The sequence below is a fragment of the Kribbella sindirgiensis genome, assembly GCF_004331435.1.
In the GTDB taxonomy this organism is placed as follows: domain Bacteria; phylum Actinomycetota; class Actinomycetes; order Propionibacteriales; family Kribbellaceae; genus Kribbella; species Kribbella sindirgiensis.
This window is the reverse complement of the sequence record NZ_SJKA01000001.1, coordinates 419600-433369: the sequence shown is the minus strand read 5'-3', so window position 1 is coordinate 433369 and position 13770 is coordinate 419600. Positions and strand designations below refer to the sequence as shown.

The 13770-nt window shown below is 68.9% G+C and carries 17 protein-coding genes and 1 riboswitch; of the genes, 12 read left to right on the top strand and 5 right to left on the bottom strand.

What is annotated here, in order from left to right:
- Positions 1–134 precede the first annotated feature (134 nt).
- Genes E0H50_RS02150 through E0H50_RS02130 form a run of 5 tightly spaced genes read left to right on the top strand, consistent with a single transcriptional unit; the run spans position 135 to position 5236 of the window.
- A complete protein-coding gene (locus E0H50_RS02150; RefSeq protein WP_238150772.1) occupies positions 135–1847 on the top strand; it encodes a sensor histidine kinase in 1713 nt (570 codons plus the stop codon).
- Positions 1835–2479, top strand: coding sequence for a response regulator transcription factor (locus E0H50_RS02145; protein WP_131284154.1), 645 nt, complete (start codon positions 1835–1837; stop codon positions 2477–2479). The genes E0H50_RS02150 and E0H50_RS02145 overlap by 13 nt, the downstream gene beginning before the upstream one ends.
- Positions 2480–2531: 52 nt before the next feature.
- Entirely contained in the window at positions 2532–3443 is a 912-nt protein-coding gene (locus E0H50_RS02140) for a phosphotriesterase family protein (protein ID WP_131284152.1), read from the top strand.
- A 15-nt stretch (positions 3444–3458) separates the two neighbouring features.
- Positions 3459–3824 (top strand): DUF1304 domain-containing protein, encoded by a 366-nt coding sequence (locus E0H50_RS02135; RefSeq protein WP_131284149.1) that lies wholly within the window; start codon positions 3459–3461, stop codon positions 3822–3824.
- 38 nt (positions 3825–3862) lie between these two features.
- Complete coding sequence (locus E0H50_RS02130; RefSeq protein ID WP_131284147.1) at positions 3863–5236, top strand: MFS transporter; 1374 nt, start codon at positions 3863–3865, stop codon at positions 5234–5236.
- Here E0H50_RS02130 and E0H50_RS02125 read toward each other — a convergent pair.
- On the bottom strand, positions 5217–5858 hold the full coding sequence (locus tag E0H50_RS02125) for a LysE family translocator (RefSeq protein ID WP_131284145.1): 642 nt from the start codon (positions 5856–5858) through the stop codon (positions 5217–5219). The two genes, E0H50_RS02130 and E0H50_RS02125, sit on opposite strands and share 20 nt — an antisense overlap.
- A 303-nt stretch (positions 5859–6161) precedes the next feature.
- Positions 6162–6306: riboswitch (cobalamin riboswitch) on the top strand.
- A gap of 34 nt (positions 6307–6340) precedes the next feature.
- Between E0H50_RS02125 and E0H50_RS02120 the strand changes: the two genes are divergently transcribed.
- From E0H50_RS02120 to E0H50_RS02095, 6 genes are all read left to right on the top strand, one after another.
- Positions 6341–6538: a CbtB domain-containing protein gene (locus E0H50_RS02120; protein WP_131284143.1), complete on the top strand. Its 198-nt coding sequence runs from the start codon at positions 6341–6343 to the stop codon at positions 6536–6538.
- A gap of 24 nt (positions 6539–6562) precedes the next feature.
- Positions 6563–7321: a CbtA family protein gene (locus tag E0H50_RS02115; protein WP_131284141.1), complete on the top strand. Its 759-nt coding sequence runs from the start codon at positions 6563–6565 to the stop codon at positions 7319–7321.
- The gene (locus E0H50_RS02110; protein WP_131284139.1) at positions 7318–7875 is read left to right on the top strand and encodes a histidine phosphatase family protein; all 558 of its coding nucleotides are present in this window, start codon (positions 7318–7320) and stop codon (positions 7873–7875) included. Before E0H50_RS02115 ends, E0H50_RS02110 begins: the two co-directional genes overlap by 4 nt.
- A gap of 63 nt (positions 7876–7938) precedes the next feature.
- Complete coding sequence (locus tag E0H50_RS02105; RefSeq protein WP_131284137.1) at positions 7939–9066, top strand: alpha/beta hydrolase; 1128 nt, start codon at positions 7939–7941, stop codon at positions 9064–9066.
- Positions 9063–9434, top strand: coding sequence for a hypothetical protein (locus E0H50_RS02100; RefSeq protein ID WP_131284135.1), 372 nt, complete (start codon positions 9063–9065; stop codon positions 9432–9434). Before E0H50_RS02105 ends, E0H50_RS02100 begins: the two co-directional genes overlap by 4 nt.
- A gap of 55 nt (positions 9435–9489) precedes the next feature.
- On the top strand, positions 9490–9876 hold the full coding sequence (locus E0H50_RS02095; RefSeq protein ID WP_238150715.1) for a hypothetical protein: 387 nt from the start codon (positions 9490–9492) through the stop codon (positions 9874–9876).
- Positions 9877–9882: 6 nt separating this feature from the next.
- Here the strand turns inward: E0H50_RS02095 and E0H50_RS02090 are convergent, their stop codons facing one another.
- The 4 genes from E0H50_RS02090 to E0H50_RS02075 all read right to left on the bottom strand — a co-directional run bounded on the left by E0H50_RS02090 (position 9883) and on the right by E0H50_RS02075 (position 12542).
- Complete coding sequence (locus E0H50_RS02090; RefSeq protein WP_131284133.1) at positions 9883–10260, bottom strand: VOC family protein; 378 nt, start codon at positions 10258–10260, stop codon at positions 9883–9885.
- 96 nt (positions 10261–10356) lie between these two features.
- Positions 10357–10956, bottom strand: coding sequence for a class I SAM-dependent methyltransferase (locus E0H50_RS02085; protein ID WP_131284131.1), 600 nt, complete (start codon positions 10954–10956; stop codon positions 10357–10359).
- 32 nt (positions 10957–10988) lie between these two features.
- A complete protein-coding gene (locus E0H50_RS02080; RefSeq protein ID WP_131284129.1) occupies positions 10989–11837 on the bottom strand; it encodes a fumarylacetoacetate hydrolase family protein in 849 nt (282 codons plus the stop codon).
- A gap of 9 nt (positions 11838–11846) precedes the next feature.
- On the bottom strand, positions 11847–12542 hold the full coding sequence (locus E0H50_RS02075; protein WP_131284127.1) for a GntR family transcriptional regulator: 696 nt from the start codon (positions 12540–12542) through the stop codon (positions 11847–11849).
- Positions 12543–12678: 136 nt separating this feature from the next.
- Between E0H50_RS02075 and E0H50_RS02070 the strand changes: the two genes are divergently transcribed.
- Positions 12679–13770, top strand: a complete 1092-nt coding sequence (locus E0H50_RS02070; RefSeq protein ID WP_238150714.1) for a mandelate racemase/muconate lactonizing enzyme family protein — start codon at positions 12679–12681, stop codon at positions 13768–13770.

Sequence of the window (13770 nt, the reverse complement as noted above, 5' to 3'; positions counted from 1 at the left end):
ACGTTGAGTAACGTCCAGTACTCCGGACGCTACGAGTGGCGCTGTCTTCTGCCGACCGTGTTGGCACGCGGATCGAATGTGGCTACCACTGCACCCAACTGTGACTTCACAAGCGCACAATGGGAAGCGTGACCATGGTGGCGGGGGCAGGCCCGGTGGTAGCGGTGCGCAGTGCAGGTATGGCCGTGTCCGCGACGGTGCTGTCGGCCGCGGTCGTGGTGCTCTGCGTGCTGCCGTTCGCGTTCGCCAACCCGAACGCAGCCACGGTTCAGCGGCTGCCGGCCTGGTATGTGCTGGTCGTCGCCGTGGCCGCCACGGTCTCCGTCGCTGGGGCCTGGGCCGCACGGTCGCACAGCGGCCGCGCCTCAGCAGCGCTCGCGCTGGCCGGCGTTGCGGCGATCCTGCCGCTGTGGGCCTCTCAGGAGTGGCTGCCGGACTCGTTGCGCGGCGCTATTCTCGCAACGAGACCACTGGCGGTGGCCGCGATCGCCGCGACGGCTCTACTCTGGCCGGCCCGAGTAGAGCCACGAGCGGACCGGCTCGTGATCGTCATCGCCGGGATCGCAGTCGTTGCTGCCGGCGTGCACGTGCTGGCGTATGACCCGTTCGCCGATCCGGGCTGCGCCCAGACCTGTGCCGACCTCTCGCCACTCCTCGGCGAGCTGGTCGGGACCCGCTCCACGATGGCGATCACCACGGCGGTCATCGTCGGCATCGCTGTGATCGGTGGAGTCGCGGTCGCCGCGACTCTCAGGACCCGTTCGGCTCGGCTGGTGAGTGGCGCGGCCCTGGCTGCTCTGACGGCGCTCGGAGGGCTGGCCGTCGTACGGTGGCTGACCTTCGAGAACATGACGCCGTCAGCCGTCAGACTCCCGCTGGAGCCGTTGGCCGTCGCCGCTGTCGGAGCAGCGGTGTGCCTGCTGCACCTGCGTGTTCTGCGGACCCGCGCGGCCGTCGACAGGGTGGTGGCCGGCCTGTCGGCAGAGTCCGTACGGCGCGGAGCCGTCGTCGATGTCCAGTTCGCTGTCCTGGGTGAGGACCGCTGGCTCGACCCGGCCGGCGCGGCCGTCGTGGAACCACCCGAGCCGGCCCGAACCGTGGTCCTGACCGACGGCTCGGCGCCGACCGTTCGGCTTGTCGCCGCTCGCACCGTGGACCCGGCGGAGATCCTCGCGGGCCTGTCCCCGGTCACCCGGTTGGCGCTTCACAATGCACAGTTGTCGACGGTCGCTCGGTCGCGGATGGCAGAGGTCCGCGCGTCACAGCGCCGGGTCGTCGTCGCGTCGGACGGCGAACGCCGGCGGATCGAGCGCGACCTGCACGACGGCGCGCAGCAACGGCTGGTCGGCGTAGGTCTCCAGTTGCGCATCGCCCGCGCCGAGGCCGACCAGGACACCCGCATCACGATCGAGAGGGTGGAGAACAAGGTCGGCGACGCTCTCAGCCAGTTGCGTCGGCTGGCGCACGGAGTGTTTCCGAGCGTGCTCGCCGACGAGGGTCTCGAGCAGGCTCTGGTGGAGCTCGTGGCGGCATCCGACGTACCGGCGGAGCTTACGACGCAGGTCACCGACGCGCTGACAACGGAGGTGGCGATGGCTGCTTATGCGACTGTCGCTGCCGCAGTCGGTAGCGTCGTACAACCATCTGTTGCCACCCGGTGCCGGATCGAGGTCCGCCAGGTCGCGAAGTCGCTGACCGTCAGGGTGGAGACGGAGTCCGCGACCATCCGGACACCGGATCTCACGGCGATCGGCGACCGGGTCGGTGCGGTCGGGGGAGAGGTCACCTGGTCCGATCCCGAGGCCGGCGGCTACATGGTGACGGCGGTGATCCCATGCGAGTCGTGATCGCGGACGATGTCATGCTGATCCGCTCGGGCCTCGCGCGCCTGCTCGGTGACGCCGGTATCGACGTCATCGGTGAGGCCGCTGATGCCGACGAACTGCTCCGCCTGGTCGCACTCGGTACGCCGGATGCCGCGATCGTGGACATCCGGATGCCGCCGACCCACACCGACGAAGGCTTGGTGGCCGCTCGCCGGATCCGCGAGCAGTACCCCGCTACGGCGGTGGTCGTGCTGAGCCAGTACGTCGAGAGCCGGTACGCATCCCGCCTTCTCGCGGATCAACCCGGTGGCGTCGGCTATCTGCTCAAGGAACGCGTGTCCGACATCGCCGTACTCGTGGATGCACTCCGGCGGGTCGCCGACGGCGAATGTGTCCTCGACCCGACGATCGTGTCGCGGCTGATGCGGCGACGGCGACCGGACTCGCCCCTGACCCAGCTCACGAGCCGGGAGCGAGACATTCTGGCGCTGATGGCGGAGGGACGGTCCAACTCGGCTATCGCCGGGGAACTCCACATCAGCGAGCGCACCGTCGAGGCAACCTGCGCTCACCTGTTCCGCAAGCTCCAACTGGAACCCTCGGCCGATGTGAACCGCCGGGTTCTCGCGGTACTGACTGCCCTCCGCGGTTGACCCGACGGGTACGGTTCCACTGCTGGTGCCGTGACCTGACAGAGAGGTTCTGATGCGGATCCGTACGGTCCTGAACGACCTCGTGCCGGAAGCGCTCGGCGTGACCGACTCGCATGACCACCTGTTCTTCCGCTCGGCTGTGCTTCCCGGGCAGGAGCTGGACGACGAGGCGGCAGCGATTGCCGAGGTACGGGCGTTCGCGGACGCGGGCGGCCAGGCGATCGTGCAATGGACCCCGCACGGACTGAACCGGCAAGCCGGTCTGCTGCCCGGAATCTCCACCAGCACAGGCGTTTCGATCGTCGCGGCCACCGGCCTGCACCGGCGCGAGCACTACCCGGACGGGTACGTCGACAAGGTGCAGGACCAGCTGGCCGAGATCTTCGTCCGCGAGCTGACGACCGGAATCGGAGACACACCGGTCCGCGCCGGGCTGATCAAGGTGGCCGGCGGGTTCCACGTCCTCGACGGGCATGCCGAGCTCGTCCTGCGGGCAGCGGCCGAGGCCCATCACGCGACCAACGCGCCGATCGCCGTCCATCACGAGCTCGGTTCCGCAGCGGACGCCGTACTCGATCTGCTCGTCGACACGCTCGACGTCCATCCGGCCGCTGTGATCCTCGGGCATCTCAACCGGTTTCCCGATCATCGCGTGCATCTCGAGCTGGCGCAGCGGGGTGCGTGGCTGGCGTTCGACGGGCCGTCGCGGGCCAACAACGCGACCGATCCACGGCTGACCGATTGCCTCGCGGCGCTCATCGACGCGGGGTACGCCGACCGCCTGCTGCTCGGCGGCGACACCACGACGGCCCGTGCCCGCGCCGCGACCGGCGAGGGGCCCGGGATGCCGTACCTGCTGACCCACCTCAGGCCGCGGATCACGCGGTACTTCGGTGCGGACATCGCCGAAGCGGTGTTCCGGAACAACCCAGCGCGCGCCTTCGCCACGGATTGGCGCGCGTAGCGGTACTTTCCCGGCATGAGCGTGATCGCGCAGATCTTCGTCGGCATCGCGGGTGTGTTCCATGTGGTCGTGTTCGCCATGGAAAGCGTGCTGTTCCGTACGCCGAGTACCTACCGGCGGTTCCTGGTGAAGGACACCGAGGTGGAGACCGCTCGGCCGTGGGCGTTCAACCAGGGCTTCTACAACCTGTTCCTGGCGATCGGCGCGCTCGGCGGCCTGATCTGGGGCGGCGACAAGGGCCACGCCATCGCGCTCTTCGCGTGCGCGTGCATGGCCGGCGCCGGCATCGTGCTCGTCGCCTCCGACCGCCGCATGATCCGCGCCGCCGCCCCCCAGGCAGTACCGCCGATCCTCGCTCTCGTCCTCGCCGCAGTTCTCTAGTTGACTTAAAGTGCACTTGAGCAGCGATGGTCGTCGACATGACCACCGTTGCCGAGCCGACCGTTGAGACAGGCGGCGTCCTTTCCCCGCAGTACCGCGCACTGACCGTCGGGATGGTCGCGCTGATCACCCTGGTCGCGTTCGAGTCCCTGGCGGTCGCGACCGCGATGCCGACCGTCGCGCAGGCGCTCGACGGCCTCAACCTGTACGCGCTCGCGTTCGGCGGCCCACTCGCCTCCGGCGTGGTCGCGATGGTTGTCTCCGGCACCTGGAGCGACCTGAAAGGCCCGACCCGGCCGCTCTGGCACGGTACGGCGTGGTTCCTCGCCGGACTGCTGATCGCGGGCCTGGCGCCGTCGATGGAGGTCCTCGTCGCGGGCCGCATCATCCAAGGCTTCGGCTCCGGTCTGCTCACGGTCGCGCTGTACGTCGTCGTGGGTCAGCTGTACCCGGCCCGCCTCCGCCCGCGGATCTTCGCCGCGTTCGCGACCGGCTGGGTCGTACCGTCCCTCGTCGGTCCCGCGATCGCCGGCCTTGTCGTCGAGCACGCCAACTGGCGGCTCGTGTTCCTCGCCGTACCCGCGATCGCGATCCCGGCCGCGCTCGTCATGCGTCCCGGCCTGGCCCGCGGGAGCGCGTACGACGTACGTCCAGGGAAGCTGTGGGACAAGCGGGCGCTGTGGGCGGCCGCGGCCGCGGTGGGTGTCGGGCTGCTGCACTACGGCGGACAGCAGCGTGGCGTCGTACAGATCGTTCTGCTCGTGATCGGTCTTGGCGGGGTGGTGGCTTTCGGACCGCGGCTGCTGCCGTCGGGGACGTTCGCGTTCGGGCGCGGACTGCCATCGGTGATCGCGCTGCGCGGGCTGGTCGCGGCCTCCGGGTTCGGCGCTGAGGTGTTCTTGCCGTTGATGCTCACCCGGGAACGTGGCCTGTCGCCGGCGCTCGCCGGTCTCGTGCTGACGGTCAGCGCACTGAGCTGGTCCGCCGCATCGTGGTACCGCGGCAGGCCGCACCAGCCGTTCTCCCACGCGGTCTTCCTGCAGGCCGGCATGCTCGCGATCCTGGTCGGGATCATCACGGCCGCACTGACGCTCAACCCGGACGTCCCGGTACTGGTCGGCATTGTCGGCTGGAGCCTGACCGGTCTGGGTATGGGAACCGTGTTCCCGACCCTGTCGGTGCTGGTCCTGGAGTACTCCGAACGCGACGAACAAGGTGCCAACAGCTCGGCCCTGCAGCTCAGCGACTCGTTGTCGACAGCAACGATCCTGGCGATCGGAGGGTCGCTGTTCGCGGCCATGGAACCGCATTCCGCCGTACTCGCGTACCTGGTCGCCTTCGGGCTTCCCGCGTTGCTCGCACTGCTCGGAGTACCCGCAGGGCGCCGTACCGCTACTCCTTGGAGCCGGTGACCGCGATACTCGCGCCGAGACCGATGATCATCAGACCGCCGGCGCCCCCGACCATCTCCAGCCGGCGCGGTGAGCGCGCGAACCACTCGCGCGCCGTACCGGCCACGAACGCCCAGACGCTGTCAGAGGCGAGCGCGATCAGAATGAAGATCAGCCCGAGGATCAGGATCTGCGCCGACGCCGGCGCACTGGCCCCCTTGTCGACGAACTGCGGCAGCACAGCAGCGAAGAACACCGCCGTCTTCGCGTTCGTCACCCCCACCAGGAACCCCTGGCGGATGGTCCGCCGGGTCGTGCTCGGCGTCGCCGTACCGCGCATCGCCTCGACCAGCGACTTCCGCGACCGAAACGCCTGCACCCCGAGATAGATCAGATACGCCGCCCCGACAAGCTTCACCACGGTCAACGCCACCGCACTGGCCGCGATCAACGTCCCCAGCCCCACCGAGATCCCACCCAGCAGGACCGCCGCCCCCACCGTGTTCCCCACCATCGTCAACACAGCTTCCCGCCGCCCCACCGCGAGCGCCCGCCCCACAATGAACAACACACTGGGCCCCGGCACAACGATGATGATGAACGCAGTAACAGCAAACGCCAACAGATGATGAGCGGACGGCATCTCCCCAGAGTAGTTCAGGAGAGCGCTCCGCAGCCACTGAACCGCGACGGTGCAGCGCTTGTGAAGTAACGCCTGCTACTTGGAAAGTGACCACCACGCAGCCGGACACGCGCTACCGCAAACGCGACCTGCCGGACGACGACATCATCCGAGTCGGGACCGGGGAGCACTACAGCCCATTTCGGGAAGGAAGAACTCCCCAAACCAGCCGCGCACGCGTCGCGGAGCACGCGTGGGCTTCCTGCATTCGTCCTGGCTTCGTTGGTGTGGGTGGGATAGGTCACCGGGGGGTCGTGGTGCGTTGACCGGGGTGTGGTGGGGGCTCTACGGTTCGGGGGTCAACCTGCGGTGCCATGAGGGAAGCCGGTGAGAAGCCGGCGCGGCCGCGCCACTGTGATCGAGTTTCGGCTCGTAAGTCAGGACGCTCGGGCACTCGCAGCCTTTCTAAGGGGACGCGCACTTCCCCAGGAGGTTCAGTTCAGATGGCAGCTCCTGCCCAGTCGGTCGCCGTACCGGCTCTCTCGCCCAAGCTTCTCGCTGCCGCGCTGCTCAGCGTCGGCCTGATGCTGCTGCTCGCGTATCTGGTCGGGTTCGACCAGGGTGCGGTGTCCCGGTCCGGGATGTACCTGCACGAGCTGATGCACGACGGCCGGCATCTTCTCGGCGTGCCCTGTCACTAGCACAGCCACTAGACGACGAAAATCATGCGTACCTTCGGATCGCTCCTGGTGCGCGGACTGATCGTCGGACTCTTCGCCGGCCTGCTGGCCGGAACGTTCGCCTACGTGCTGGGCGAGTCGCGTGTCGACGCGGCGATCGCGATCGAAGAGGCCGGCAGTCACGCGCACACCCATGACCATGGCGACAACACCGAGCCTGCTGCCGCCGAAGAGGAAGAGCCGCTCGTCAGCCGTGACGGCCAGCGGGCAGGGCTGTTCCTCGCCACCAGTCTGTACGGCGTCGCGCTCGGCGGACTGTTCGCGGTCGCGTTCACGCTGCTGCGCCGCAAGCTCCGGACCGGGAACGACGCGTACGCCGCGCTCGGGCTCGCCGCGGCGGGTTTCGTCGGCGTCGTGCTGGTCCCGTTCCTCAAGTACCCGCCGAATCCGCCCGCGGTGGGCGATCCGGACACGATCACGAAGCGGACGGTCACGTACCTCCTGACGCTCGTGATCGGCCTGCTCGCGGTCTGGGCCGGTGTCGCGCTGTCCCGGTGGGCCGCGCGGTACGGCGAGGTCGCCCGGCTCGCGGGCGGTGTCGTCGGGCTGGTCGTCACCGTCGTGGCGGCGTACCTGATTCTGCCGCGGATCAACGAGGTTCCGGAGACGTTTCCCGCTACGCTGCTGTGGCAGTTCCGGTTCGCCTCGCTCGGTACGCAGGCGACGCTGTGGCTCCTGCTCGGATTCGGGTACGCGGTCGCGGTGGACCGCCGGCCGAGCCGATCGAAGGTTGCTGCCGCTTGACCGCACCCCAGTCTCTGACGCTGCTCGCGCATGTCTTGACGCCCGCGTTGCGCGGACTCGTGCTCGGTGGAGACGCCGAGCCGGATCCGGCGAGTGTCGAGGCGGCGCGCGAGCTGAAGCTGTCCGCCGACGCCGTGTACGCCGGTCCGGAGCGGGCCGCCGTAGGCACAGCCGCCGTACTCGGGCTGGACCCGGTCGTGGAGCCGGCGTTGCGGGACCGTGAGTACGGCGAGTGGACCGGACGCGGGCTGGAGGAACTGCTCGCGGCCGAGCCGACACAGGTGGCGGCGTGGCTCGAGCGGCCGCACACCGCCACGCCCGGCGGCGAGACCGAGAACGACGTACTCACCCGGGTCGCTGATTGGCTGGGCGATCTGGCGGCACGAGAGCACGGCTCCACGCTCGCGATCGTCCATCCGGCGGTCGTCCGCGCGATCGTCCTGTACGTCGTCGACGCGCCGGCGGAATCGCTCCGCCACGTCGACGTACGCCCCCTGGCCGCGATCAACCTCTCGTACCACTCCGGCAACTGGTCACTGGCCTTGACGCCTTAGGCCTGACAAACTGCGACTGGCCCGGTTGCACGCCCAGGTGACCGGCTGTCACGGGGAGTCACGATGGTTGAGTTCGACGAGCTTGCCGAACGGTTCCGTGCGAGTCATGCCGTGCTGGTCGCGGCGCGCGATCGGCTGCAGGCCGCCGTCGACGCCGGCACGGCGAGTGACGACCAGCAGAAGCGGCTGGAGACGGTCAAGGAGCTGCTCACTCCGGTCACGGTGTCCGAAACGGATGCCGACGGCAACGTCGTCGAGGTCCAGCGGCCGCGGCAGTTCTACTCGGTGGATCCCGAGGGACAAGGGCGTGCGGTCGAGGTCCTCGGCGATCTTCAGAAGGCGAAGCACATCGCGGTCCTCGTTCCCGGGATGGGGAACAGCCTGGACACGTTCAACGGCCAGGCGGATCGCGGCGACCTGATCCGGACCGAGGCGGGACCGGACACGGCGGTCGTGGTGTGGATGGACTACGACTCACCGAAGAACCTGCTGGAGGCCGCGAGCCAGGACGCGGCGGTCGAGGCCGGTCCACGGCTCGCGGCGTTCCTCGACGAGGTCGACGAACTGAAGGCGGACGATGCCGACGTCTCGCTGGTCACGCACTCCTACGGCACCGACGTGGGCGCGGAGGCGGTGCGGGCCGGCGCCCGGCCGAAGTACCTGGTGATGACGGGTTCGCCGGGGATCGCGAAGTACGTCGACGAGGCCGCTGACTTCGTCCAGCCGCCGACCCGGCTGTTCACCGAGCGCGCGGCGGGGGACTACGTCTCCTACTCCGAGTGGCACGGGCCGGATCCGGCGAACTTTCCGGACGCGATCCGGATGGCGACCGTCGACCCGCGGGGCGAGGACCCGGTGTCGGTGCACTGGCACAACGAGTACTACCGGGAGAACAGCGAGGCGCTGCGCAACATCGGGCGGGTGATCCGGGGCGACCTGGACAGCATCACGACCACGAACACCAGCCGGTCCACCGAGACCAAACTGCTCCTCGGGGCCTCGTGGGGCGGTCCGCTCAACACGGTCGCGGGAATGGCGTCCAAGGTGTACGACGGAGTTGTGGCGCTCACCAAACCGTCGAAGGAGTCCGCCGGAGCCGCCGCCGGCCAAACCGCCGCGGGCCGCCCGCCGGACGCTGCGGGACGAGGCGCGGGTGGTGCGGGGCGGGGTTCGGAAGGGCGGCGGCGATGACAGGGGATCGCGAGTTTCTGCGGAGCGAGTTGCTTGCGGTGGCGGCAGCCGTCGTACCCGGTCAGCGGCCGGTGGTGACGCATGACCCGGGGCCGATCAATCCCGGCGTACTGTTCGACGGTCGTGGGCCCGCGACCGTGTCCAGGGTCACCGTTCAGACCGGTAATCCGCGGTCGCCGGATCCGGTGGCCGAGGTCGAGGCCGCCGCGGACGCGCTGCGGGCACGCGGCTGGACAGCGGACGTCGTACCTCCGGAGAACGGTCATTACCGCGTCGCCGCCCAGCGGGACGGCTTCGACGTCGCCGTCCACGCGTGGGAGGCGGACTGGCGGATAACGCTCACCGGGGAGACGCCGGTCGTTTCTTGACGCCGAAACGCGGCGTGCCCTCGCGGGGCTTGGCCGTACGGTGTATCACGGAAGCGTGACCTTGACCGAAGCCCGCAATTACCTCCGCTCGGAACTCCTTGCGGTGGCGGCAATCGTCGTACCCGGTCAGACGCCGGTCGTGGCCCAGGACGTCGGGCCGATCGACCAAGGTGCCCTGTCCGACGACCGCGGACCGGAGTCGGTCTGCACGATCACCGTCGAAACCGGCGACCCCACGACCACACCCGACCCCGAGGCCCAGATCGGCTTCGCCGCCGAAACCCTCGAGTCCCGCGGCTGGAAGGTCACCATCTCCGAGGCCTCCGAGGGCCGCCACGAACTGACCGCCCGCCGCCAGGGCTACGACCTCACCGCCACCGCCCAAACCACCGACTGGCGCCTGAACCTCACCGGCCAGACCCCGTACGTCGACGACCTGTAGCCGGGGTCAGCTGGTCGCGGCGCGTTCGGCGGCGCTGCGGAGGACGCAGAACTCGTTGCCTTCAGGGTCCTGCATGGTGACCCAGCCGGTGCCGTCGGGTTCGCGGTGGTCGTGGGCGATGGTGGCGCCGAGCGTGAGGAGCCAGGCGACCTCCTCGTCGCGGGTGGTCTCGGGCTCGAGGTCCAGGTGGCCGCGGTTCTTGACGACCTTCTCGTCGTTGTTCTGCTCGAAGAGCACGGTGAGGCCGTCGGCCGGGACCGAGGCGTACGGGTCGCCGGGGTGGTCGTCGTCGGGGCGCTCGGCCTTCAGGACCTGCAGCCAGAAGCCGGCGATCTCGTAGGGGTCGTGGGCATCGAACGTCACCGTCCGCACGCGAGAAGTCATGGGCAGAGGGTAGAGGGCGTCTGAGAACCCTGCGCCTACTGCGGGGCACTCGGCACGGCACCTCCTCGCGACGGCGCAGAGTTCTCAGACGCCCTCTTACTTCCGGAAGAACAGCCGGTCCTCGGGAATTTCCGGGTCCAGGTACGGCGTGAAGCCCGCGGCGACCGCGATCTCGGTGAGGGCGGGCGCGGTCCAGCGGTGCACGTAGATGTTCATCGGATGGCCGCCGTAGCCGGACGTCTTGTGGGTCGATTCCTCGCCGACGTGGAAACCCATCAGGAGGACGCCGCCGGGGGCGAGCACGCGATGGAACTCGGCGAACGCCTGCGGTACAACGTCGCGGGGCAGGTGGATGATCGACCACCACGACACGACGCCGGCGACCGAGTCGTCCGGTACGTCGAGGGCGGTCATCGAGCCGACGCGAAAGCTGAGCTCCGGGTGATCGCGGCGGGCGACCTCGATCATCCCGGGCGAGAGGTCGATTCCCTCAACCTGCAGCCCGCGCGCAGCCAGCAGTCCGGTCGTCCGCCCCGGTCCACACCCGACATCCAGCACGATCTTCGAGTCGCCGGGCAGGAGCTCGGCGAGGAGGTCGAAAGCGGCGTCTTCCCAGTCGGCGCCGGTCACGACAAGTTCGGCGTACGACGGTGCGACGGTGTCGTACGAGCTGCTGATGTCGTCCAAGTAGGTCACCCAGCCGACCCTAGAACCAGCCGGGGACAGTTTCAGACCTTGCCGAGGGACTGCTTCTGGCGGCCGAGGCCTTCGATCTCGAGTTCCATCGTGTCGCCGGGGGACAGGTACGGGAACCGGCCGGACAGCGCGACGCCTTCCGGCGTGCCGGTGTTCACGATGTCGCCGGGGCTGAGCACCATGTACTGCGAGAGGTCGCGGATCAGCGCGGCGACCGAGAAGATCATGTCGGCCGTGTTCGAGTCCTGCCGCGGCTCACCGTTCACCCAGGAGCGCAGGTTCAGGTTCGTGGGATCGACCTCGTCGGCCGGAACCAGCGCGGGCCCGAGCGGGTTGAACGTCTCGCAGCACTTCCCCTTCGACCACTGGCCGCCGGAGACCTCGATCTGGAACGCGCGTTCGGACACGTCGTTCGAGACGGCGTACCCGGCGACGCATGCGAGCGCCTCCTCGTCGGTCTCGACGTACCGCGCCTCTTGGCCGATCACGACCGCGAGCTCGACCTCCCAGTCGGTCTTCACCGAACCCCGCGGCACCAGTACGTCGTCGTACGCGCCGACCACGGTGTTCGGGTGCTTGAAAAAGACGATCGGCTGCTTCGGCGGCTCGGCACCGCCCTCGGCCGCGTGCGCCGCGTAGTTCATGCCGATGCAGACCACGGCGCCCGGCCGGGCGATCGGCGCGCCGATCCGCAGGCCCTCGGCGTCGGCGACGGGCAGCTCGCCGGCCTCCAACGCGGCGCGGGTCCGGGCGATGCCGTCGGCGGCGAGGAACGCTCCGTCGATGTCGGCGGTGAGCGGGCTCAGGTCGTGAACGGTGCCGTCGGCGGCGCGCACGTACGGGCGCTCCTCGCCGACCGCGCCGAGACGCAGCAATTCCACAACTGTCTCCTACGACTTGTCGAAGATGGGCCGCAGCCGGGCGCGGGAGGCCTCGATGTGGGACCGCATCGCCGCGGCCGCTTCCTTCGGTTCGCCCTTACGGACGGCGGTCACCACTGCCTTGTGCTCTCGCAACGCCTTCGTCGCGATGCCGCCACCGTAGTACAGCCGGAACAGGTGCAGGTGGCAGTGTGTCCGCTGGAAGGACAGCCGCGCGGTCTCGTTGCCGGCCAGCTCGAGAACGAGGTCGTGGAACCGCTGGTCGTGCGCCGCCATCGCCCGATAGCTGTCGTACGACGGACGGTCCGGTACGTCGGTGTAGCTGAGCATCTCCGCCTTGAGTCGGGCCAGGTCGTCGGCGCCGGACCGCTCGGCGGCGCGCCCGGCCGCCCACGGCTCGATGTGCAGGCGGTACTCGAAGAGGTCCTCGAACTCGTCGCGGGTCAGCCGCGACGACACCCGGTACCCGCGCAGCGGCTCCTTGATCACCAGGCCGTCGGACTCCAGCCGGGCCAGCGACTCCCGGATCGGGGTCTGGGAAATGCCCAGCTCACGGGTCAGTGCATCGATGTTCAACCGAGTGCCCGGCTCGACCACGCTGTCCATGATCAGGCCCTTGACCGTCTCGTAGACGTCGTCACTCAGCACCTGTCGCTGCGGCAGGCGGGCGAGCTGCCCCGCCAGGCCCACATGCGCATCCGTCACTGTCGCCCGCTCCTCCCGCACCGTGCTCCACCCGCGAAGGGCCTCATTCTGCCCGACTCGCAGTCCGCCTTGACGGGTCCAGTGTGAAGCGGGAGCATCAGGTACGCAATATCCTATAGGATCTTGGAGGAAATCGGTGAGCTCTACGATCGTGGGGGCCGAGGCGTACCTTGTCGACCTGGAGGTCGAGACGGTCCGCACCGACGCCGTCCAGGCCTTCCTGAAGCAGGAAACGATCTTCGTCTCCTTGTCGACATCCGACGGGCTGACCGGGCTCGGGTACTCGTACACGATCGGCACGGGCGGCTCCGCCGTACTGGCGTTGCTGCGGGACCACCTGTTGCCGCGACTCGTCGGGAAGGACGCGCGGAACGTCGAGGGGCTCTGGTCGGACCTGTTCTGGTCTACACACGCTACGACGGTCGGTGCGATCACTTCACTCGCTCTAGCTGCCGTGGACACCGCTCTGTGGGACCTGCGGTGCCTGCGGGCCGGAGAGCCGCTGTGGCGGCTGGCAGGTGGGTACCGGCAGCAGGTGCCGCTGTACGACACAGAGGGCGGCTGGTTGCATCTGACAACAGATGAGCTGGTGGCGGGCGCTCTCGCGTCACAGAAGGCCGGTTGGCCCGGTGTGAAGCTGAAGGTCGGCAAACCGCGTGTCCACGAGGATGTGGAGCGGCTGCGGGCAGTGCGGGACGCAGTGGGTCCGTCGCTGGACATCATGGTCGACGCCAACCAGTCCATGACGTACGCCGAGGCGAAACGACGGGCTGCGGCGTTCGAAGCCGTGGACCTGTCCTGGTTCGAAGAGCCGTTGCCGGCCGACGATGTGACGGGGCATGTGCGTTTGGCCGAGTCGACCTCGATTCCGATCGCTGTGGGGGAGTCGCTCTACTCCGTCTCGCAGTTCCGGGAGTACGTCGCTTCAGGCGGCGCCGGGATCGTGCAGGTCGACGTCGCGCGGGTCGGCGGGATCACACCGTGGTTGAAGGTCGCGCATCTGGCGGAGACGTTCAATCTCGAGGTGTGTCCGCACTTCCTGATGGAGTTGCACGTCAGTCTGACCGCAGCTGTGCCGAACGGGCGGTACGTCGAGCACATCCCGCAACTGCGGGCGATCACGCGCTCGGAGATGGCTGTGGCCGACGGGCATGCGGTCGCGCCCGACGTACCGGGTCTGGGGATCGACTGGAATGCTGATGCCATCGACGACCGGCGCGTTGCCTGA

Bases quoted from the DNA above. Each gene is read 5' to 3' on its own strand.
- E0H50_RS02150 (WP_238150772.1), top strand. From the start codon at position 135: ATGGTGGCGGGGGCAGGCCCGGTGGTAGCGGTGCGCAGTGCAGGTATG.
- E0H50_RS02145 (WP_131284154.1), top strand. From the start codon at position 1,835: ATGCGAGTCGTGATCGCGGACGATGTCATGCTGATCCGCTCGGGCCTC.
- E0H50_RS02140 (WP_131284152.1), top strand. From the start codon at position 2,532: ATGCGGATCCGTACGGTCCTGAACGACCTCGTGCCGGAAGCGCTCGGC.
- E0H50_RS02135 (WP_131284149.1), top strand. From the start codon at position 3,459: ATGAGCGTGATCGCGCAGATCTTCGTCGGCATCGCGGGTGTGTTCCAT.
- E0H50_RS02130 (WP_131284147.1), top strand. From the start codon at position 3,863: ATGACCACCGTTGCCGAGCCGACCGTTGAGACAGGCGGCGTCCTTTCC.
- E0H50_RS02125 (WP_131284145.1), bottom strand. From the start codon at position 5,858: ATGCCGTCCGCTCATCATCTGTTGGCGTTTGCTGTTACTGCGTTCATC.
- E0H50_RS02120 (WP_131284143.1), top strand. From the start codon at position 6,341: ATGGCAGCTCCTGCCCAGTCGGTCGCCGTACCGGCTCTCTCGCCCAAG.
- E0H50_RS02115 (WP_131284141.1), top strand. From the start codon at position 6,563: ATGCGTACCTTCGGATCGCTCCTGGTGCGCGGACTGATCGTCGGACTC.
- E0H50_RS02105 (WP_131284137.1), top strand. From the start codon at position 7,939: ATGGTTGAGTTCGACGAGCTTGCCGAACGGTTCCGTGCGAGTCATGCC.
- E0H50_RS02100 (WP_131284135.1), top strand. From the start codon at position 9,063: ATGACAGGGGATCGCGAGTTTCTGCGGAGCGAGTTGCTTGCGGTGGCG.
- E0H50_RS02090 (WP_131284133.1), bottom strand. From the start codon at position 10,260: ATGACTTCTCGCGTGCGGACGGTGACGTTCGATGCCCACGACCCCTAC.